We start from the raw sequence: 20,751 nt of genomic DNA on the forward strand, positions 1-20,751 counted from the left end.
GTTTGGTGATGATGGCAGAGAGGTCACACCCGTTCCCATACCGAACACGGAAGTTAAGCTCTCTAGCGCCGATGGTAGTTGGGACCTTGTCCCTGTGAGAGTAGGACGTCGCCAAGCAAAAACCTAAGTCGTTTCGACTTAGGTTTTTTTGTGTTTATTTTTATATCCAAATCTTAATGAGGAAAAAGAATGAAAATGAGGGTATTGAGAGTAATAGGAATGATTTTTTGCTTGTCAGGTTTTCTAAGTGCTCCCAAACAATCCTTATAATAGGAACTGTTATTTCTACTACAAGTATATATTTTAAATAATGAGAGTGAAAAAAGCGGGATGATATAAACAAGTATTCGATCATTATAGTAATGGTTGCGATACAAAGGAATATAAACGATATGCTTTATATTAAAGCATATGGAATTTGTACACAAACCGTTTTGTGTATGATAGATCTCTAGAAATATATATTCTAATTTCTTATCCTTCTTGCATATAGTTACAATTATTCTTTTGAATATAACTAAAACACGAACGTTATTGATTAGTAATAAAAAAACATTCGATTATTTGTTGACATTGTTTATGAAATATTGTTAATATAGCCATAGAAAGAATAATATATAAGACCTCATATAATCGCGGGGATATGGCCTGCAAGTCTCTACCTAACGACCGTTATTCGTTAGACTATGAGGGAAAGTCACTCGGTATTTTTCTATTCACAAGGGATACGTATGCCTGAGTAGAGCGCTTTCTCTCATAGTAAAAGAGAAACTGTTCTATTTCAGGCTTTTTTTATTTGAATCGGGGGGATTCTAATATGAAATCACTAGTTGGAGTCATAATGGGAAGCACGTCAGACTGGGAAACAATGAAATATGCTTGTGACATTTTAGATGAATTAAATATACCGTATGAGAAAAAGGTTGTATCCGCTCATCGGACTCCGGATTATATGTTTGAATATGCAGAGACGGCTCGTGAACGTGGATTGAAAGTTATTATTGCTGGAGCTGGTGGAGCAGCACATTTACCAGGAATGGTTGCAGCGAAGACGAATCTTCCTGTAATCGGAGTTCCAGTTCAATCAAAAGCGTTAAACGGCTTAGATTCATTATTATCCATTGTCCAAATGCCAGGAGGAGTTCCAGTTGCAACTGTTGCAATTGGTAAGGCTGGTTCAACGAATGCTGGTTTACTTGCTGCACAAATAATTGGATCATTCCATGATGACATACATGATGCATTAGAATTGAGAAGAGAAGCAATTGAAAAAGATGTGCGCGAAGGTAGTGAGCTAGTATGACGAGAATCATTTTACCTGGAAAAACAATCGGTATTATTGGAGGCGGCCAGCTAGGAAGAATGATGGCATTGGCAGCTAAGGAGATGGGATATAAAATTGCTGTTTTAGATCCTACAAAAAACTCACCATGTGCACAAGTTGCTGATATTGAAATTGTTGCATCATATGACGATTTAAAAGCAATTCAGCATTTAGCAGAGATAAGTGATGTTGTCACATATGAATTTGAGAATATTGATTATAGATGTTTACAATGGCTTGAAAAACATGCGTACTTACCACAAGGTAGTCAGTTGTTAAATACAACGCAAAATCGTTTTACAGAAAAGAATGCGATTGAGAAGGCTGGGTTACCAGTAGCAACGTATAGATTAGTTCAAAATCAAGATCAGCTTACAGAAGCAATTGCTGAGTTATCATTCCCTTCCGTCTTAAAAACGACGACAGGTGGATATGATGGGAAAGGGCAAGTTGTTTTAAGAAGTGAAGCTGATGTTGAGGCAGCAAGAAATCTTGTGGATAAAGCAGAATGTATTTTAGAGAAATGGGTGCCTTTTGAAAAAGAAGTATCAGTTATTGTGATTCGTAGTGTAAGTGGTGAAACAAAAGTGTTTCCAGTAGCAGAAAATATTCATGTAAATAACATTTTACATGAATCTATCGTTCCAGCTCGCATTACAGAAGAGCTTTCTCAAAAAACAATTGCTTATGCAAAGGTACTTGCGGATGAATTAGAACTTGTGGGAACACTAGCTGTAGAGATGTTTGCTACAGATAATGGTGAGATTTATATTAATGAATTAGCGCCAAGACCTCACAATTCAGGACACTATACACAGGATGCATGTGAAACGAGTCAATTTGGTCAACATATTCGAGCAATCTGTAATTTACCTCTAGGAGAAACAAATTTGTTAAAACCAGTTGTCATGGTAAACATTTTAGGCGAACATATAGAAGGGGTCCTAAGACAAGTGAATAGATTAACCGGGTGCTATTTACACTTGTATGGAAAAGAAGAAGCAAAAGCACAGCGAAAAATGGGGCATGTTAATATTTTAAATGATAATATTGAAGTCGCTCTAGAAAAAGCGAAGAGTTTGCATATTTGGGACCATCAAGAACAACTGTTGGAGGGAAAAAGATGATTAGTCGTTATACACGCCCTGAAATGGGTGCGATTTGGACGGAAGAGAACAAATTTAAAGCGTGGTTAGAAGTTGAGATTTTAGCTTGTGAAGCATGGGCTGAGCTTGGCGATATTCCAAAAGAAGATGTTAAAAAAATTCGTGAACATGCATCATTTGATATTGATCGTATTTATGAAATTGAAAAAGAAACACGTCATGACGTAGTTGCATTCACTCGTGCTGTATCAGAAACGCCAGCATTAGGCGAAGAACGTAAATGGGTTCATTACGGTTTAACATCTACAGATGTAGTAGATACAGCATTATCTTACATCTTAAAACAAGCGAATGAAATTATATTAAAAGACTTAGAGAACTTTGTAAGCATTTTAGCTAACAAAGCGAAAGAGCATAAATACACAATCATGATGGGAAGAACACACGGTGTTCATGCAGAACCAACGACATTTGGTTTAAAACTTGGTCTTTGGTATGAAGAGATGAAACGTAACGTAGAGCGTTTCAAACAAGCTGCTGATACAGTTCGTGTTGGTAAATTATCTGGTGCGGTTGGTACATACGCAAATATCGATCCATTCGTAGAAAAGTATGTTTGTGAAAACTTAGGATTAGAAGCAGCACCAATTTCAACACAAACATTGCAACGTGATCGTCATGCTCATTACATGTCAACACTTGCATTAATCGCAACATCTATCGAAAAGATGGCAGTTGAGATTCGTGGTTTACAAAAGAGTGAAACACGTGAAGTTGAAGAAGCTTTCGCAAAAGGTCAAAAAGGTTCTTCTGCAATGCCACATAAGCGTAATCCAATTGGATCTGAAAATATGACTGGTTTAGCTCGTGTTATCCGCGGTTATATGATGACAGCTTACGAAAATGTTCCATTATGGCATGAGCGTGACATTTCTCACTCTTCGGCAGAACGCGTAATTTTACCAGATGCTACAATCGCATTAAATTACATGTTAAATCGCTTTGGTAATATCGTTAAAAACTTAACTGTATACCCAGAGAATATGAAACGCAATATGACAAGAACATACGGCTTAATTTATTCTCAGCGCGTAATGCTTACACTAATCGACAAAGGTATGGTACGTGAAGAAGCTTATGATATCGTACAGCCTAAAGCGATGGAAGCTTGGGAAACACAAGTACAATTTAAAGAGCTTGTAGAAGCTGATGAGCGTATTACAAGCAAGTTAACACAGGAAGAAATTAATGAATGCTTCAACTATGAGCATCATATGCAACACGTTGATACAATCTTTGAACGCTTAGGATTAAACGAAGCGTAAAATTTCATATGGCACAGAATAGAGTCATTCTGTGCCATTCTTTATAAAAACATTATTCACATTTTTCAAACTACAGGGGGCTTGCGAAATGCAAAAGCTAGAATTGCTGTATGAAGGTAAGGCAAAAAGAATTTATCGTACAGAATCAGCAGATATGGTTTGGGTAGAGTACAAAGATAGTGCGACTGCTTTCAATGGGGAGAAAAAAGAGACGATTACAGGAAAAGGTCGTTTGAACAATGAAATTACAACTTTATTGTTCAGAAAGTTACAAGAAGTGGGAATTAAAACACATTTTGTTGAGAAGTTATCTGAAACAGAACAACTTGTTAAAAAAGTGAGTATTATTCCTTTAGAAGTTGTCACAAGAAATGTAATTGCAGGAAGTCTTTCAAAACGATTAGGAATGGAAGAGGGAACTGCACTTGCAGAACCAATCGTAGAATTTTACTTCAAAGATGATGATTTAGGAGATCCGCTTGTAACGGAAGATCATATTCGTGTATTAAACGTTGCATCACCAGAGCAAGTAAGTGTATTACGAGATATGGCTCTACAAATCAATCAAGTGTTGATTGATCATTTCGCAAGCTGTCGTGTAAGATTAGTAGATTTCAAATTAGAGTTTGGTGTAACGGAAGAAGGAGAAATCATTTTAGCGGATGAAATTTCACCAGATACTTGCCGTTTATGGGATGAAACGAGCAATGAAAAGTTTGATAAAGACGTATTCCGTCGCGATCTTGGAAATTTAACAGATGCTTATGAAGAGATTTTAAAACGTTTAGGGGGAATTTCACATGTATAAAGTTAAGGTATATGTAACATTAAGAGAAAGCGTATTAGATCCACAAGGAACAGCAGTAAAAGGAGCACTTCATAGTCTTTCATTCACAGAAGTACAAGACGTTCGAATCGGAAAGTACATGGAACTAACAATTGATAAATCTGTATCTGATTTAGATAGCAAGGTAAAAGAAATGTGTGAAAAACTATTAGCGAACGTTGTAATGGAAGACTTCCGTTATGAAGTTGAGGAGGTTGTCGCACAGTGAAATTTGCCGTAATAGTATTTCCGGGTTCGAACTGTGATGTCGATATGTTCCATGCAATTAAAGATGAGCTTGGCGAAGAAGTAGATTACGTTTGGCACGATACAGAGAATTTAGATGAATATGATGCAATTCTACTACCAGGTGGATTTTCTTATGGTGACTACTTACGCTGCGGTGCTATCTCTCGCTTTGCTAATGCAATGAAAGCAGTGCAAAAAGCTGCTGAGCAAGGAAAGCCGATTTTAGGTGTATGTAATGGATTCCAGATTCTTGTTGAATCAGGATTACTACCAGGAGCATTAATGAGAAACGAAAACTTAAAATTTATGTGTCGCACTGTTCAGTTGCGTGTTGAAAATAATGAAACGATGTTTACATCACAATATGGAAAAGATGAAGTAATTAATATTCCAATCGCGCATGGTGAGGGGAATTACTATTGTGATGAAGCGACGCTTAAACAATTAGAAGAGAACAATCAAATCGCATTCCGTTACGTAGAAAACCCTAACGGTAGCGTTTCAGATATTGCTGGTATTGTAAATGAAAAAGGAAATGTACTTGGTATGATGCCACACCCAGAGCGTGCTGTAGATGAATTACTTGGCGGTGCTGAAGGGTTAAAAGTCTTTCAATCTATCTTAAAACAGTGGAGGGAAACATATGTCGTTAATGCTTGAACCAAATCCAACACAAATTAAAGAAGAGCGTATATATGCGGAAATGGGGCTAACAGACGAAGAGTTTGCCATGGTTGAAAAGATTTTAGGTCGTCTGCCAAATTATACAGAAACAGGGTTATTCTCTGTAATGTGGTCTGAACATTGTAGTTATAAAAATTCGAAACCAGTTCTTCGTAAGTTTCCAACTACAGGTGAGCGCGTTCTGCAAGGACCTGGAGAAGGTGCTGGAATTGTAGATATCGGTGATAATCAAGCAGTTGTATTTAAAATGGAAAGTCATAACCATCCTTCAGCTATTGAACCATATCAAGGAGCTGCAACAGGTGTTGGTGGTATTATTCGTGACGTATTCTCTATGGGAGCACGTCCGGTAGCTCTATTAAACTCACTTCGTTTCGGTGAATTACAGTCACCACGTGTGAAATATTTATTCGAAGAAGTAGTAGCAGGAATTGCAGGATACGGTAACTGCATCGGTATTCCGACTGTTGGCGGCGAAGTACAATTTGATCCATGTTATGAAGGAAATCCACTTGTAAATGCAATGTGCGTAGGTTTGATTAACCACGAAGACATTAAAAAAGGGCAAGCGCACGGTGCTGGTAACACAGTAATGTACGTAGGAGCATCAACTGGTCGTGACGGTATTCACGGTGCAACATTCGCGTCGGAAGAACTATCTGAAAGCTCAGAAGCGAAACGTCCAGCGGTTCAAGTAGGGGATCCATTTATGGAAAAACTTCTTATTGAAGCGTGTTTAGAATTAATTCAATCCGATGCACTTGTTGGAATTCAAGATATGGGTGCGGCTGGTTTAACATCATCATCTGCAGAAATGGCAAGTAAAGCAGGAATGGGTATTGAAATGTACTTAGATGATGTACCACAGCGTGAAACAGGAATGACACCATATGAAATGATGCTATCTGAATCACAAGAGCGTATGTTAATTGTTGTGAAAAAAGGTAGAGAACAAGAAATAGTAGATTTATTTGAGAAGTATGGTCTTGCAGCGGTTACGATGGGGAAAGTAACAGAAGATAAAATGCTTCGTTTATTCCATAAAGGTGAAAAGGTAGCTGAAGTTCCAGCAGATGCTTTAGCAGAAGAAGCACCAATTTATCATAAGCCATCAAAAGAAGCAGCATACTTTACTGAATTCCAAGCAATGAAAATGGAAACGCCAAAAGTAGAAAATTATAAAGAAACGTTATTTGCTCTATTACAGCAACCAACCATTGCAAGTAAAGAGTGGGTATACGATCAATACGATTACCAAGTTCGCACAAGCACAGTTGTTACGCCAGGTTCAGATGCTGCAGTTGTACGTGTACGCGGTACAGAAAAAGGATTAGCAATGACGACAGATTGTAACTCTCGCTACATTTATCTAGACCCAGAGATGGGCGGTAAAATTGCAGTAGCAGAGGCAGCGCGTAATATCGTATGTTCTGGCGGAGAGCCACTTGCAATTACAGATTGCTTAAACTTCGGTAACCCAGAAAAACCAGAAATCTTCTGGCAGATTGAGAAATCAGTAGACGGTATGAGTGAAGCTTGTCGCACATTACAAACACCAGTTATCGGCGGAAACGTATCGATGTATAACGAGCGTAGTGGTGAAGCTGTATATCCAACACCGACAGTTGGGATGGTCGGACTTGTGCATGACTTAAAACATGTAACAACACAAGAGTTTAAGCAAGCTGGTGATTTAGTGTATGTAATTGGTGAGACGAAAGCTGAGTTTGGCGGAAGTGAATTACAGAAAATGATTCACGGCAAAATTTTCGGTCAATCACCAAGTATCGATTTAGATGTAGAATTAAGACGCCAAAAACAAGTATTAGAAGCAATTCAAGCTGGTCTTGTTCAATCTGCACATGATGTTGCTGAAGGTGGTTTAGCAGTTGCGATTTCAGAAAGTGCAATTGGTGCTAAAGGCTTAGGTGCTACTGTGAAATTAGATGGAGAAGCAACAGCAGCATTATTCGCTGAATCACAGTCTCGCTTTGTGATAACTGTAAAACGTGAAAATAAAGAGGCGTTTGAGAAAGCAGTAGAAGCAATCCAAGTTGGAGAAGTAACAAGTACAAATGAAGTAACAATTCATAATGAAGAAAATGAAGTATTACTTACAGCAAATGTAGATGAAATGAGAAAGGCTTGGAAAGGGGCAATCCCATGCTTGCTGAAATAAAGGGGTTAAACGAAGAATGTGGTGTTTTCGGAATTTGGGGGCATGAAAATGCAGCACAAGTTTCATACTACGGATTGCACAGTTTACAGCACCGTGGGCAAGAAGGCGCAGGCATTGTCGTAAATAATGGGGAAAAAATCGTCGGTCACAAGGGGTTAGGTTTAATATCAGAAGTGTTTTCAAGAGGTGAGCTAGAAGGATTAAATGGAAAATCAGCAATCGGACATGTACGATATGCAACAGCTGGTGGAAGTGAAGTTGCTAACGTTCAACCATTGTTGTTCCGTTTTTCCGATCATAGTATGGCATTAGCTCATAACGGAAATTTAATTAACGCAAAAATGCTTCGTCGTGAATTAGAAGCAGAGGGCAGTATTTTTCAAACTAGTTCAGATACAGAAGTACTTTTACATCTTATTAAACGTAGCACGAAAGATTCTTTAATTGAAAGTGTAAAAGAGGCTTTAAATAAAGTGAAAGGTGCGTTTGCGTATCTTTTACTAACTGGAAATGAAATGATCGTTGCATTAGATCCGAATGGGTTCCGTCCGCTTTCAATTGGAAAGATGGGGGATGCTTACGTTGTAGCATCTGAAACATGTGCTTTTGATGTAGTAGGTGCAACATACATTCGTGATGTAGAACCGGGTGAATTACTTATCATTAATGATGAAGGAATTCACGTAGATCGTTTCACAAACGATGTAGAACATGCAATTTGTAGTATGGAATATATTTACTTTGCACGACCAGATTCTAATATTGCAGGCGTTAACGTTCATGCAGCACGTAAGAATATGGGGAAACGTTTAGCGGCAGAAGCTCCTATTGAAGCAGATGTTGTTACTGGTGTACCAGACTCTAGTATTTCAGCTGCGATTGGCTATGCGGAGGCGACAGGTATTCCATATGAGTTAGGATTAATTAAAAATCGTTACGTTGGACGTACGTTTATCCAACCTTCTCAAGAACTGCGCGAGCAAGGGGTTAAGATGAAGCTTTCCGCAGTAAGAGGTGTAGTTGAAGGGAAACGAGTTGTTATGATTGATGACTCTATCGTAAGAGGAACGACAAGTAAACGAATTGTTCGTATGCTTCGTGAGGCTGGAGCGACAGAAGTTCACGTAAGAATTGCTTCACCACCTCTGAAATATCCATGTTTCTATGGCATTGATATTCAAACGAGAAAAGAATTAATTGCAGCAAATCATACAGTAGAAGAAATCCGTGAAATAATCGGAGCAGATTCTTTAACATTTTTAAGTGAAGATGGATTAGTAGATGCAATTGGACGTCCATATGAAGGGAAATATGGCGGCCTATGCATGGCTTACTTTAATGGGGACTATCCAACAGCTCTTTATGATTATGAGCAAGAGCTTTTAGAAAGTATGAAATAAGAAAAGTGAGAAAAGCTTCTACTTCTTTTGATGTAGAAGCTAGCTCCTTTCTTAAAATAGCCCGCCCTGGATGGGAAGAAATTAAAAGACGAGGTGTAAATAACGATGGCGAATGCATATAAGCAAGCAGGAGTAGATATTGAAGCTGGATATGAAGCGGTATCTCGCATGAAAAAACACGTACAAACAACTATGAGAAAAGAAGTACTAGGCGGTTTAGGCGGTTTTGGAGGTATGTTTGATCTATCAAAATTTGCATTAGAAGAACCTGTATTAGTATCTGGAACAGATGGCGTGGGAACGAAATTGATGCTCGCTTTTATGGCAGATAAACATGACACAATTGGTATTGATGCAGTAGCAATGTGTGTAAATGATATTGTTGTCCAAGGAGCAGAGCCGCTTTTCTTCCTTGATTATATTGCTTGTGGTAAAGCTGAACCTAGTAAAATTGAAAACATCGTCAAAGGTATATCAGAGGGCTGTCGCCAAGCTGGTTGTGCATTAATCGGTGGAGAAACAGCTGAAATGCCAGGAATGTATTCTACGGAAGAATATGATTTAGCTGGTTTTACAGTTGGGATTGTTGATAAAAAGAAAATTGTAACAGGTGAAAAGATTGAAGCTGGTCACGTGCTAATTGGCTTAGCATCTAGCGGTATTCATAGCAATGGTTACTCTTTAGTACGAAAAGTGTTACTAGAAGATGGAGAACTATCTTTAGAGCGTATTTATAGCCGCTTAGAACTACCTCTTGGTGAAGAATTATTAAAACCAACGAAAATTTATGTCAAACCTATTTTAGAACTATTGAAGAAACATGAAGTATACGGTATGGCGCATATTACAGGTGGCGGATTTATTGAAAATATTCCACGCATGTTGCCAGAAGGAATCGGTGCTGAGATTGAACTAGGATCTTGGGAAATTCAGCCGATCTTTAGTTTGCTTCAAGAAGTTGGAAAACTGGAAGAGAAAGAAATGTTCAATATTTTTAACATGGGTATTGGTATGGTAGTAGCAGTGAAGGAAGAAGATGCAAAAGATGTTGTTCGTCTTCTTGAAGAGCAAGGAGAAATGGCTCGTATTATTGGACGTACTATACAAGGAGCTGGCGTTACTTTTAATGGGGGCACAGCACTATGAGTAGATTAGCAGTTTTTGCTTCTGGAAGTGGATCTAACTTTCAATCTCTCGTTAATGCGGTAGAAGAAAAAAGATTGGATGCAGAAATTAGTTTATTAGTATGTGATAAACCAGAAGCACGCGCTGTTGGACGGGCAAATTATCATCATATTCCGTGTTTTGCTTTTTCAGCGAAAGCATATGAGTCAAAAGAAGTGTTTGAAAAAGAGATATTAAAGAAGCTAGAAGAATATGAAATTGATTATGTTATTTTAGCTGGATATATGCGTTTAATCGGGCCGACGTTACTAGAAGCATACGGCGGGAAGATTATTAATATTCATCCATCATTACTACCGAGCTTTCCGGGTAAAGATGCTGTCGGTCAAGCGTTAGAAGCAGGTGTGAAAGTAACTGGAGTAACAATTCATTATGTAGATGCAGGTATGGATACAGGGCCAATTATTGCGCAAGAAGCAGTGGTTGTTTCTGAAGGGGATACGAGAGAAAGCTTACAAAAGAAAATTCAACAAGTTGAACATAAATTATACGTAAATACAGTGAATCAAATTGTTCAGTCTGTGAAAGAGTCAACTGTTAACTAACATACAACCAGGGGTGAAGGATAAATGAAAAAGCGTGCATTAGTAAGTGTTTCAGATAAAACAGGAGTAGTAGAATTTGTTAAAGGGTTACTAGAACAAGGGATTGAAGTTATTTCAACAGGTGGTACGAAAAAGTTACTAGAAGAAAACGGTTTACAAGTAATTGGTATTTCTGAAGTAACTGGTTTCCCTGAAATTATGGATGGCCGTGTGAAAACATTACATCCAAATATTCATGGTGGTCTATTAGCAGTTCGTGATAATGAAACACATGTAACACAAATGAATGAGTTAGGTATAGAGCCAATTGACTTTGTTGTTGTTAACTTATACCCATTTAAAGAAACAATCGCTAAGCCTGATGTAACATTTGCTGATGCAATTGAAAATATTGATATCGGTGGCCCGACAATGATTCGCTCTGCTGCGAAAAATCATAAATTTGTATCGGTAATTGTAGATCCAGTAGATTACGATGTTGTATTAGCAGAACTGAAAGAAGACGGTGAAGTAAAAGAAGAAACGAAACGTAAATTAGCAGCGAAAGTATTCCGTCATACAGCAGCGTATGATGCGTTAATTTCTAACTACTTAACAGAGCAAATGGGTGAAGAAAGTCCAGAAACATTAACTGTGACATTTGAGAAAAAGCAAGACTTACGTTATGGCGAGAACCCACATCAAAAAGCAACTTTCTATAAAGCGCCATTCGCAGCAACTTCTTCTGTTGCATACGCAGAACAATTACACGGTAAGGAATTATCGTATAACAATATTAATGATGCAGACGCAGCGCTTAGCATCGTAAAAGAATTTACAGAACCAGCAGTAGTAGCAGTAAAACATATGAATCCATGTGGTGTTGGAGTAGGAACTGATATTCACGCAGCATATACTCGTGCTTATGAAGCAGATCCGGTATCAATCTTCGGCGGTATTATTGCAGCAAATCGTGAAATTGATAAAGCTACAGCAGAAAAGTTACATGAAATTTTCTTAGAAATTGTTATCGCACCTTCGTTCTCGCAAGAAGCTTTAGAAGTGTTGCAAAGTAAGAAGAACTTACGTTTATTAACTATAAATATTGAAAAAGCGACAAGTGCAAGCAAAAAACTAACTTCTGTACAAGGTGGACTTCTAGTTCAAGAGGAAGATACGTTATCATTAGATGAAAGTACAATTTCAATTCCAACGAAACGTGAACCTTCAGAGCAAGAATGGAAAGATTTAAAACTAGCTTGGAAAGTTGTAAAACATGTGAAATCAAACGCAATTGTTTTAGCGAAAGATGACATGACGATTGGTGTCGGTGCGGGACAGATGAACCGTGTAGGTTCTGCAAAAATCGCAATTACACAAGCTGGTGAAAAAGCACAAGGTAGCGCGCTTGCATCTGATGCTTTCTTCCCAATGCCAGATACATTAGAAGAAGCAGCAAAAGCAGGAATTACAGCAATCATTCAACCGGGCGGATCAATCCGTGATGAAGATTCTATTAAAGTGGCAGATACGTATGGGATTGCTATGGTGTTCACTGGCGTACGTCATTTCAAACACTAATAGAGGATGTTTAAAAATCCGATTGAGATAACCTTTTATTGATATGAAAAAGCAAACTAGGAGCATAGCTTCTAGTTTGTACTTATTTAATTATTGGGGGATGAAATATGAATGTTTTAGTAATTGGCCGCGGTGGGCGTGAGCATGCTTTAGCTTGGAAGTTTGCACAATCTGAAAAAGTAGAAAAGGTATATGTAGCACCAGGTAATGAAGGTATGCGAGATGTTGCAACACCAGTTGACATTGATGAAAATGATTTTGATGCATTAGTTTTATTTGCAAAAGAGAATTATGTTGAGTTAACTTTCGTTGGACCAGAAATTCCGCTTATGAATGGAATTGTTGATCGTTTTAAAGAAGAGGGACTTCGTGTATTTGGTCCGAATAAAGCGGCTGCTGTTATTGAAGGTAGTAAAGCTTTTACAAAAGAGCTTATGAAAAAGTATGATATTCCAACTGCGGCGTACGAAACTTTTACAGATTATGAAGAAGCAGTACAGTACATTCAAAAAGTTGGTGCACCAATCGTTATTAAAGCTGACGGCCTAGCTGCGGGTAAAGGGGTAACGGTAGCAATGACGCTTGAAGAGGCATTACAAGCTGTGAAAGAAATGCTACAAGATGTGAAATTCGGCGCGGCAAGTAAGAAGGTCGTTATTGAAGAGTTTTTAGATGGACAAGAATTTTCATTAATGGCATTCGTGAATGGAACAACTGTACATCCAATGGTAATCGCCCAAGATCATAAAAGAGCTTTTGATGGTGATAAAGGTCCAAATACGGGCGGAATGGGTGCATATTCTCCAGTACCACAAATTCCAGAATCAGCAGTTCAAGAAGCGATTCAAACCGTATTGCATCCAACTGCTAAGGCGATGATTGAAGAAAACCGTTCGTTTACAGGTATTTTATACGCAGGTCTTATTTTAACAAATGATGGTCCGAAGGTAATTGAATTTAATGCACGCTTCGGTGATCCTGAAACAGAAGTTGTATTACCTCGATTAGAAAACGATTTAGTTGATGTATGTAACGCTGTATTAGATGAAAGTGAACTAACGTTACAATGGTCAGAAGAAGCGGTAATCGGTGTTGTACTTGCTTCTAAAGGATATCCAGAAGCATATAAAAAAGGTGATATTATTAGCGGACTAGATGCACTGCAAGATGTGATTGTTTTCCATGCAGGTACAGCAATGAAACATGGGGACTTTGTAACGAACGGTGGCCGTGTATTATTTGTTGCTTGTAAGGCAAATAGTTTACAAGAAGCAAAAGATAAAGTATATAAAGAAATCGGTAAAATTGAGAGTGATGGTCTATTTTATCGAAGTGATATAGGATATCGTGCAATTGGGCATGAGATGACGAAAAGTTAATATGTAAAAATCCCGCTGAGGAATCAGCGGGATTTTTATGCATCTTTATCTTTTTTTAATTTCCCTTTTTGCTTTGCCATTTCTCGAAGTAAATACTCGATGTGTGCATTGACGCTACGAAATTCATCATTTGCCCATTTTTCGATGACTGCGTGTAATTCAGGATCAATACGTAATGGAAAGCTTTTCTTTTTAGCCATAATTAATTACTTATAGCCCTTAGTATAGGCTTCCTGTATTAATAACTGGCTGCGCACCTTTATCTGAAACGATGGCAACTAATAAGTTGTTTACCATATTTGCTTTACGCTCGTCATCGAGTTCTAGTACGCCTTCTTCATCTAACATATGGATGGAATCTTTTGCCATCTTCACAGCGCCTTCAACAATTTCTTTTCTAGCAGCTAATACTGCTTTTGCTTGCTGGCGTTGTAGCATTGCATGGGCAATTTCTGTTGCGTAAGCTAAGTGCGTTAAACGAGTTTCTAATACTTCTACACCAGCAATTTCAAGACGTGCTTCTAACTCACGTTTTAATTCTTCAGAGATTTCTTCAGTATTTCCGCGTAACGTAACGCAGGTTTCATCTTGGAAATTGTCATAAGGATATTTTGTTGCAACATGGCGGATTGCCGTTTCGCTTTGAATTTCTACAAATCGATCATAATGTTCAACACCAAACATCGCTTTTGCAGAATCAACAACTTTATATACGATAACAGCTGCAATTTCAATTGGATTTCCATCAACGTCATTTACTTTTAATTTTTTACTGTTAAAGTTTTCAACACGTAAAGATACAGTTTGACGGAATGCGAACGGAATCGTTAAAAATAAACCGTTTTGACGAATTGTTCCTAAATAATTACCGAAGAACGTAATAACCTTCGCTTGATTCGGTTGAACAATACCGATACCTGTAGCGAGAACTGCGGCTAATATAATAGTTAGTGCCGCTCCTATGAAAATTTCTTGTGCAAGGAAAAATACACCGATAGCAGCTAAAATCAAAATTCCAATAATACCGAGAAAACCATTTACATAAAATACTTGTTTTTCTTTCATATGATCGCCTCCTGATATAAAAATGATATCACTTTTATATCATTTTAAGCAAGAGGTATGTATCTAATTTTCTGAATTTTATTGATTGATATCTTTTATATACATTTTAAGGTCGAAAAAGAGAATATACGTTCTGTTTTATGATAAAATAAAGAAGACTTAACCGCCCACTGCAGCAGCTAAGTCCCTTTGAGAGCATCTTGCATCGTGACAAATGATTCAAAGCGGTTTTGCCAGGATTATATCTTCAATCGCTGACTCAATCTCTTTGTCAGAAGCGTCATAACTTCCTTTTGACTCTGGCTTGTCATGAGTGGAAGTTTGATTCACTTCTTCTTTAGCATGTCCTTTTTTAGCAAAATTCATGCTAGGCATTTTAAATGCCCCCATATTCATGTATTTTCCGAATTTCCACATTTCAACAACAGGGCAGAAACGAACAATTCCTTCTGCAACTTTCATTGCACCAATCCATAGAAAAATGTTAGACCAAGTGCACCACGGCTTGCGTACAAGTTTAGTTGCACTACATCCGAAGAGGACAAGCCCAAGTGTAATTCGAATTAGAGCGTTTATTGTCCCGATATTTTGCTTCATTAGAAAAACACTCCTTTTTATGAAAGTTGAAATAGATAATACTATTTCTTTTATTAGTATCCCGTTTGATTTTTGGGATATGTAATCCAACATTTGACGTGGAAAAAGATGTTGGAATGTGCGTGTGTGTAAGTAACTTTTTTTGTTATAATGAAAGAATGCATAAAAGGAACTTCAAAATTAAATCCTCTAGTTTAAAAAATATGGAAGAGGTAATTCCAAACTTAATTCTCCGTTTTAAACAAATATTTAAGATGAAGTTAAAACAATAATGATGAAAATAAACTGTTATTTTGAACAGAAATATATATAACTAGAGAAAAGAAAGGGTGTTTTCATGTACGATATTTCCGGATGGAAACATGTATTTAAGCTTGATCCAAATAAGGAGTTAAGCGATGAACATTTAGAAATGATTTGTGAGTCTGGAACTGATGCGGTTATTGTAGGCGGAAGTGATGGAGTTACAATTGATAACGTATTACACATGCTAGTTAGCATTCGTAGATATGCAGTTCCTTGTGTATTAGAGGTTTCTGATGTAGAAGCAATTACACCAGGATTTGATTTTTATTACATCCCAAGTGTTTTAAATAGCCGAAAAGTAGAATGGATAACAGGTGTTCATCATGAGGCATTGAAAGAATTTGGGGATATTATGGACTGGGACGAAATTTTTATGGAAGGGTATTGTGTTTTAAATCCAGAAGCGAAAGTAGCCCAGCTTACAGAAGCGAAATGTGATTTAACAGAAGATGACGTTATTGCATATGCTCGTTTAGCAGACAAGTTATTACATTTACCGATATTTTATTTAGAATATAGCGGTACGTATGGAGATGTTGAACTTGTTAAAAATGTAAAAGCAGAATTGAAACAAGCTAAGTTATACTATGGCGGTGGTATTTCTAATGCAGAACAGGCGAAAGAAATGGCACAATATGCTGATACAGTAGTTGTTGGAAATATTATTTATGATGATATAAAATCGGCGTTAAAAACAGTTAAAGCAGTAAAAGGAGAGTAGGTGCAGGCGTATATGAGTATGACAGATAAGTTATTAAACGGTTTAAATCCACAGCAACAAAAAGCAGTACAAACAACGAATGGACCACTTCTACTAATGGCAGGTGCAGGTAGTGGTAAGACACGTGTGTTAACACATCGTATTGCGTATTTACTTGGTGAAAAAGGTGTAGCACCATGGAATGTACTAGCTATTACCTTCACAAATAAAGCAGCTCGTGAAATGCGTGAGCGTATTGATACACTTGTGGGACCAGAAGCAGAAGATATTTGGATTTCGACGTTCCACTCTATGTGTGTACGTATTTTACGACGCGATATCGATCGTATTGGTATTAATCGTAACTTTACAATCTTAGATTCAGGTGATCAGCTAACTGTAGTCAAAAAAATTATGAAAGAGCGCAATGTTGATCCGAAGAAATTTGAGCCGCGCTCTATTTTAGCGGGTATTAGTAATGCGAAAAATGAACTGTTATCTGCGGATAAATATGCAAAAAAAATTACAATGGCTGATCCATACGAAAAATTAACGAGCGATGTATACACAGAGTATCAAAAACGTCTTTTGAAAAATAATTCATTAGACTTTGATGATTTAATTATGACGACGATTCAGCTATTTGAACGTGTTCCAGAAGTATTAGAGTTTTATCAGCGTAAGTTCCAATATATTCATGTTGATGAGTATCAAGATACGAACAAAGCGCAATATCTTCTTGTTAAACATTTAGCAGCGCGTTTTAAAAATCTTTGCGTTGTAGGTGACTCTGACCAGTCTATTTATCGCTGGCGTGGTGCAGATATTTCTAACATTTTGTCATTCGAAAAAGACTATGAGAATGCACAAGTAATTTTATTAGAACAAAACTATCGTTCGTCACAAAATATTTTAAATGCAGCGAATGCCGTTATTGAAAAAAATACGAATCGTAAGCCGAAGAAATTATGGACAGACAATCAAGTTGGAAGTAAAATCTCGTATTATCGTGCCGCAACTGAAAAGGACGAAGCGTATTTTGTTGCAAAAAAAATTCGTGACGATATTCAAATGGGGAAACGAAAATATACTGATTTTGCAGTGCTATATCGTACGAATGCTCAGTCTCGTATGGTCGAGGAGATTTTCCTTAAATCTAACATTCCGTACAAAATTGTGGGGGGTACGAAGTTCTACGATCGTAAAGAGATTAAAGATATTTTGGCGTACTTACGTTTAATCGGTAATCCAGATGATGAAATTAGTTTTGCACGTATTATAAATGTGCCAAAGCGTGGCATTGGTGCGACTTCTATCGATAAAATTATTAATTACGGTGTGCAAAATGGAATTTCATTAACTGCTGTATTTGATGAGATTGAGCATGTTGGAGTAAGTGCAAAAATTACAAAGGCAGTAAAAGAATTCGCGAATTTATTAAATAACTGGGTAAATATGCAAGAGTATTTATCTGTTACAGAATTAGTAGAAGAAGTTATTGAAAAAACAGGCTATCGCGATATGTTGAAAAATGAACGTTCTTTAGAAGCGGAAGGTCGTTTAGAAAACTTAGACGAGTTCTTATCTGTTACGCAAACATTTGAATCTCAAAGCGAAGATAAGAGCCTTGTTGCATTCTTAACAGATTTAGCACTTGTTGCTGATATTGATCGTGTAGATGAAGACCCAACTGCTGGTGAAGAAGTTATCTTAATGACGATGCACTCAGCGAAAGGATTAGAGTTCCCGGTTGTCTTTATTGTTGGTTTAGAGGAAGGGATATTCCCTCATACTCGTTCTCTTATGGAAGAGGATGAAATGCAAGAAGAACGTCGTCTTGCTTATGTAGGTATTACTCGTGCAGAAGAAGAGCTATATTTATCTAATGCGCAAATGCGTACTTTATTTGGTAGAACAAGTATGAACGCTGCGTCTCGCTTCATTACAGAAATCCCGACAGAACTAGTGGAATCATTAAATGAAACAGCGCCGAAGCGTGAAAATTCGTTTGGTGCAAAAGGCAGAACAGCAAGTAGCAGTAAAATGACAACGACAACCACAACACGCTCTCGTTCAGCTTTCGCGCGTCCTGCAGCTAAGACGACAGGCGGTGAGCAAATTGGCTGGGCAGTAGGCGATAAAGCTTCCCACCAAAAATGGGGAATCGGTACAGTTGTAAGTGTAAAAGGTGAAGGTGATGCAAAAGAATTAGATATTGCGTTCCCAAGCCCGATTGGTGTTAAACGTTTGTTAGCAAAATTTGCACCTGTGACGAAACAATAGAAAGGAATGAGGATATGTCAAAAGAGATAGCAAAAAAACGTATAGAAGAATTACGTGATTTGTTAAATACATTTAACTATCAATATCACGTATTAGACAATCCTTCTGTTTCTGATGCGGAATATGACCGTAATATGCAGGAGCTTATAAAATTAGAAGCAGAGAACCCAGAGTTTATGAGTGAAGATTCTCCCTCCGTTCGCGTTGGGGGAACTGTTCTTGATATATTTGAAAAAGTAACACATAAGTCACCAATGTTAAGTTTAGGAAATGCATTTAACGAAGGAGATTTACGTGATTTCGACAGAAGAGTACGTCAAGGAATTGATGGTGCAAATGTAAGATATATATGTGAATTAAAAATTGACGGGCTTGCCGTTTCGCTTCATTATGAAAAAGGACGCTTCATTCAAGGGGCGACACGTGGTGATGGTGTAACGGGTGAAGATATTACTCAAAATTTAAAAACGATTAAAGCTATCCCACTTCGTTTAAATGAAGAAGTAACGTTAGAAGCACGAGGCGAAGCTTATATGCCGAAGCGTTCATTCGTTAAACTAAATGAAGAAAAAGAGCAAAATGGAGAAGATGTATTTGCGAATCCGCGTAATGCAGCAGCAGGTTCAATACGTCAACTTGATCCGAAAATTGCAGCGAAGCGTAACTTATCTATGTTTGTGTATGGTCTTGCGAATGTAGAAGAAAAAACAATTTCATCACATAGTGAATCGCTGGATTTCTTAGGTGAACTTGGATTTAAGACAAATCCAAATCGCCGTACATGTGAAACAATTGAAGAAGTTATAGCTTATGTAGAAGAATGGCAAGAAAAACGTCCGCATCTTGATTATGAGATTGATGGAATCGTTATAAAAGTAGATGATGTTGCTCTTCAAGAAAGTCTAGGAACTACAGCGAAGAGTCCAAGGTGGGCGATTGCTTATAAATTTCCGGCTGAAGAAGTTGTAACGAGATTAACAGGCATTGAATTAAGTGTTGGCCGAACAGGGGTTGTAACACCGACTGCAGAACTAGAGCCAGTGAGAGTTGCTGGTACGATTGTTCGTCGTGCTTCTTTACATAACGAAGATTTAATTCGCGAAAAAGACATTCGAATTGGTGACTACGTTGTTGTGAAGAAGGCTGGAGATATTATTCCTGAAGTTGTGAACGTTATTTTTGATAAGCGTACTGGTGAGGAAGAAGAATACCGCATGCCAACTCATTGTCCAGCATGTGAGAGTGAACTTGTTCGTTTAGAAGAAGAAGTAGCACTTCGTTGTATAAATCCAACTTGTCCTGCTCAAATTCGAGAAGGGTTAATCCATTTCGTTTCAAGAAATGCAATGAATATTGATGGACTTGGAGAACGTGTCATTACACAACTCTTTGATGCTGATTACATTCGTACATTTGCTGATTTATATGCATTGACGAAAGAGCAATTATTACAGTTAGAACGTTTTGGTGAAAAATCAGCAACAAACTTAATACAAGCAATTGAAAATTCTAAAGAAAACTCGTTAGAGCGATTATTATTTGGTCTTGGAATTCGCCACGTTGGAGCGAAAGCAGCACGTACATTTGCAGAGCACTTTGAAACGATGGATGAGCTTGTAAAAGCAACGGAAGAAGAACTAAAAGCAATTAATGAAATTGGCGAAAAAATGGCTCAATCTGTTGTGACATATTTTGATAATGAAGATGTATTAGAGTTATTACAGCAGTTTAAAGAGTATGGCGTGAATATGACATACAAAGGTATAAAAATTGCAGATTTACAAAATGTTGAATCTTACTTCGCAGGAAAAACGGTTGTTTTAACAGGTAAGCTAGAAGTTATGGGACGAAGTGAAGCGAAGAAGAAGATTGAGGCATTAGGTGGAAAAGTAACAGGAAGTGTTAGTAAGAGTACGGATTTGGTTGTTGCAGGTGAAGCAGCTGGTTCGAAATTAGCACAAGCGGAGAAACATAATGTTGAGGTTTGGAATGAAGAGAGGTTCTTACAAGAGCTAAATAAGTAAGAGGTGCAAACTTA

Annotated in this window: 18 protein-coding genes, 1 rRNA gene and 1 riboswitch; of the genes, 16 read left to right on the forward strand and 3 right to left on the reverse strand. The window is 37.6% G+C overall.

The window, feature by feature from the left end; all coding sequences use genetic code 11:
• The first annotated feature begins 1 nt into the window (after window position 1).
• The 13 genes from rrf (at window position 2) to purD (ending at window position 13,762) form a co-directional block, all read left to right on the forward strand.
• A 5S ribosomal RNA gene (rrf, locus tag CGQ22_RS19405) occupies window positions 2–117 on the forward strand.
• Between the two features lie 488 nt (window positions 118–605).
• A riboswitch (purine riboswitch) is annotated at window positions 606–707 on the forward strand.
• Window positions 708–817: 110 nt separating this feature from the next.
• Window positions 818–1,303, forward strand: coding sequence for a 5-(carboxyamino)imidazole ribonucleotide mutase (gene purE, locus CGQ22_RS19415; protein WP_000839366.1), 486 nt, complete (start codon window positions 818–820; stop codon window positions 1,301–1,303).
• Window positions 1,300–2,451 carry a 5-(carboxyamino)imidazole ribonucleotide synthase gene (gene purK / locus CGQ22_RS19420; RefSeq protein ID WP_046944998.1) on the forward strand — a complete coding sequence of 384 codons (1,152 nt, stop codon included), beginning with the start codon at window positions 1,300–1,302 and terminating at the stop codon, window positions 2,449–2,451. Before purE ends, purK begins: the two co-directional genes overlap by 4 nt.
• Window positions 2,448–3,755 carry an adenylosuccinate lyase gene (purB, locus tag CGQ22_RS19425; RefSeq protein WP_000625682.1) on the forward strand — a complete coding sequence of 436 codons (1,308 nt, stop codon included), beginning with the start codon at window positions 2,448–2,450 and terminating at the stop codon, window positions 3,753–3,755. Before purK ends, purB begins: the two co-directional genes overlap by 4 nt.
• Window positions 3,756–3,843: 88 nt before the next feature.
• On the forward strand, window positions 3,844–4,563 hold the full coding sequence (purC, locus tag CGQ22_RS19430; protein ID WP_001170538.1) for a phosphoribosylaminoimidazolesuccinocarboxamide synthase: 720 nt from the start codon (window positions 3,844–3,846) through the stop codon (window positions 4,561–4,563).
• Complete coding sequence (purS, locus tag CGQ22_RS19435) at window positions 4,556–4,810, forward strand: phosphoribosylformylglycinamidine synthase subunit PurS (protein WP_000278823.1); 255 nt, start codon at window positions 4,556–4,558, stop codon at window positions 4,808–4,810. The genes purC and purS overlap by 8 nt, the downstream gene beginning before the upstream one ends.
• On the forward strand, window positions 4,807–5,490 hold the full coding sequence (purQ, locus tag CGQ22_RS19440) for a phosphoribosylformylglycinamidine synthase subunit PurQ (protein ID WP_000666787.1): 684 nt from the start codon (window positions 4,807–4,809) through the stop codon (window positions 5,488–5,490). The genes purS and purQ overlap by 4 nt, the downstream gene beginning before the upstream one ends.
• Window positions 5,474–7,693, forward strand: a complete 2,220-nt coding sequence (purL, locus tag CGQ22_RS19445) for a phosphoribosylformylglycinamidine synthase II (protein WP_000055571.1) — start codon at window positions 5,474–5,476, stop codon at window positions 7,691–7,693. The genes purQ and purL overlap by 17 nt, the downstream gene beginning before the upstream one ends.
• Entirely contained in the window at window positions 7,678–9,093 is a 1,416-nt protein-coding gene (gene purF, locus CGQ22_RS19450; RefSeq protein WP_000879023.1) for an amidophosphoribosyltransferase, read from the forward strand. The genes purL and purF overlap by 16 nt, the downstream gene beginning before the upstream one ends.
• Window positions 9,094–9,198: 105 nt before the next feature.
• The gene (gene purM / locus CGQ22_RS19455; RefSeq protein ID WP_001262444.1) at window positions 9,199–10,239 is read left to right on the forward strand and encodes a phosphoribosylformylglycinamidine cyclo-ligase; all 1,041 of its coding nucleotides are present in this window, start codon (window positions 9,199–9,201) and stop codon (window positions 10,237–10,239) included.
• A complete protein-coding gene (gene purN, locus CGQ22_RS19460) occupies window positions 10,236–10,823 on the forward strand; it encodes a phosphoribosylglycinamide formyltransferase (protein ID WP_000088593.1) in 588 nt (195 codons plus the stop codon). Before purM ends, purN begins: the two co-directional genes overlap by 4 nt.
• Window positions 10,824–10,847: 24 nt before the next feature.
• Complete coding sequence (gene purH / locus CGQ22_RS19465; RefSeq protein WP_000745435.1) at window positions 10,848–12,383, forward strand: bifunctional phosphoribosylaminoimidazolecarboxamide formyltransferase/IMP cyclohydrolase; 1,536 nt, start codon at window positions 10,848–10,850, stop codon at window positions 12,381–12,383.
• 107 nt (window positions 12,384–12,490) lie between these two features.
• On the forward strand, window positions 12,491–13,762 hold the full coding sequence (gene purD / locus CGQ22_RS19470; RefSeq protein WP_001101982.1) for a phosphoribosylamine--glycine ligase: 1,272 nt from the start codon (window positions 12,491–12,493) through the stop codon (window positions 13,760–13,762).
• A 35-nt stretch (window positions 13,763–13,797) separates the two neighbouring features.
• Here purD and CGQ22_RS19475 read toward each other — a convergent pair whose 3' ends face one another.
• The 3 genes from CGQ22_RS19475 to CGQ22_RS19485 form a co-directional block, all read right to left on the reverse strand.
• Window positions 13,798–13,962, reverse strand: a complete 165-nt coding sequence (locus CGQ22_RS19475) for a type II toxin-antitoxin system antitoxin (RefSeq protein WP_001085171.1) — start codon at window positions 13,960–13,962, stop codon at window positions 13,798–13,800.
• 19 nt (window positions 13,963–13,981) lie between these two features.
• The gene (locus tag CGQ22_RS19480; protein WP_000660669.1) at window positions 13,982–14,827 is read right to left on the reverse strand and encodes an SPFH domain-containing protein; all 846 of its coding nucleotides are present in this window, start codon (window positions 14,825–14,827) and stop codon (window positions 13,982–13,984) included.
• A 219-nt stretch (window positions 14,828–15,046) separates the two neighbouring features.
• Window positions 15,047–15,424, reverse strand: coding sequence for a YgaP family membrane protein (locus CGQ22_RS19485; RefSeq protein WP_000812347.1), 378 nt, complete (start codon window positions 15,422–15,424; stop codon window positions 15,047–15,049).
• A 337-nt stretch (window positions 15,425–15,761) separates the two neighbouring features.
• On the opposite strand from CGQ22_RS19485, the gene pcrB reads away from it, so the two are divergent.
• The 3 genes from pcrB to ligA are packed head-to-tail and all read left to right on the forward strand — an operon-like array spanning window position 15,762 to window position 20,737.
• Window positions 15,762–16,451, forward strand: coding sequence for a heptaprenylglyceryl phosphate synthase (pcrB, locus tag CGQ22_RS19495; protein WP_000272080.1), 690 nt, complete (start codon window positions 15,762–15,764; stop codon window positions 16,449–16,451).
• Between the two features lie 12 nt (window positions 16,452–16,463).
• Window positions 16,464–18,713, forward strand: a complete 2,250-nt coding sequence (gene pcrA, locus CGQ22_RS19500; RefSeq protein WP_131251920.1) for a DNA helicase PcrA — start codon at window positions 16,464–16,466, stop codon at window positions 18,711–18,713.
• Between the two features lie 14 nt (window positions 18,714–18,727).
• Window positions 18,728–20,737, forward strand: a complete 2,010-nt coding sequence (ligA, locus tag CGQ22_RS19505) for an NAD-dependent DNA ligase LigA (RefSeq protein ID WP_000031452.1) — start codon at window positions 18,728–18,730, stop codon at window positions 20,735–20,737.
• Window positions 20,738–20,751: the final 14 nt, after the last annotated feature.

The sequence above is a fragment of the Bacillus sp. M13(2017) genome (assembly GCF_002218325.1).
Classification (GTDB): Bacteria; Bacillota; Bacilli; order Bacillales; family Bacillaceae_G; genus Bacillus_A; species Bacillus_A thuringiensis_K.

Excerpts from the sequence above, each read along its gene's own strand:
- purE (WP_000839366.1), top strand. The coding sequence starts at position 818 with ATGAAATCACTAGTTGGAGTCATAATGGGAAGCACGTCAGACTGGGAA.
- purK (WP_046944998.1), top strand. The coding sequence starts at position 1,300 with ATGACGAGAATCATTTTACCTGGAAAAACAATCGGTATTATTGGAGGC.
- purB (WP_000625682.1), top strand. The coding sequence starts at position 2,448 with ATGATTAGTCGTTATACACGCCCTGAAATGGGTGCGATTTGGACGGAA.
- purC (WP_001170538.1), top strand. The coding sequence starts at position 3,844 with ATGCAAAAGCTAGAATTGCTGTATGAAGGTAAGGCAAAAAGAATTTAT.
- purS (WP_000278823.1), top strand. The coding sequence starts at position 4,556 with ATGTATAAAGTTAAGGTATATGTAACATTAAGAGAAAGCGTATTAGAT.
- purL (WP_000055571.1), top strand. The coding sequence starts at position 5,474 with ATGTCGTTAATGCTTGAACCAAATCCAACACAAATTAAAGAAGAGCGT.
- purF (WP_000879023.1), top strand. The coding sequence starts at position 7,678 with ATGCTTGCTGAAATAAAGGGGTTAAACGAAGAATGTGGTGTTTTCGGA.
- purM (WP_001262444.1), top strand. The coding sequence starts at position 9,199 with ATGGCGAATGCATATAAGCAAGCAGGAGTAGATATTGAAGCTGGATAT.
- purN (WP_000088593.1), top strand. The coding sequence starts at position 10,236 with ATGAGTAGATTAGCAGTTTTTGCTTCTGGAAGTGGATCTAACTTTCAA.
- purH (WP_000745435.1), top strand. The coding sequence starts at position 10,848 with ATGAAAAAGCGTGCATTAGTAAGTGTTTCAGATAAAACAGGAGTAGTA.
- purD (WP_001101982.1), top strand. The coding sequence starts at position 12,491 with ATGAATGTTTTAGTAATTGGCCGCGGTGGGCGTGAGCATGCTTTAGCT.
- CGQ22_RS19475 (WP_001085171.1), bottom strand. The coding sequence starts at position 13,962 with ATGGCTAAAAAGAAAAGCTTTCCATTACGTATTGATCCTGAATTACAC.
- CGQ22_RS19480 (WP_000660669.1), bottom strand. The coding sequence starts at position 14,827 with ATGAAAGAAAAACAAGTATTTTATGTAAATGGTTTTCTCGGTATTATT.
- CGQ22_RS19485 (WP_000812347.1), bottom strand. The coding sequence starts at position 15,424 with ATGAAGCAAAATATCGGGACAATAAACGCTCTAATTCGAATTACACTT.
- pcrB (WP_000272080.1), top strand. The coding sequence starts at position 15,762 with ATGTACGATATTTCCGGATGGAAACATGTATTTAAGCTTGATCCAAAT.
- pcrA (WP_131251920.1), top strand. The coding sequence starts at position 16,464 with ATGAGTATGACAGATAAGTTATTAAACGGTTTAAATCCACAGCAACAA.
- ligA (WP_000031452.1), top strand. The coding sequence starts at position 18,728 with ATGTCAAAAGAGATAGCAAAAAAACGTATAGAAGAATTACGTGATTTG.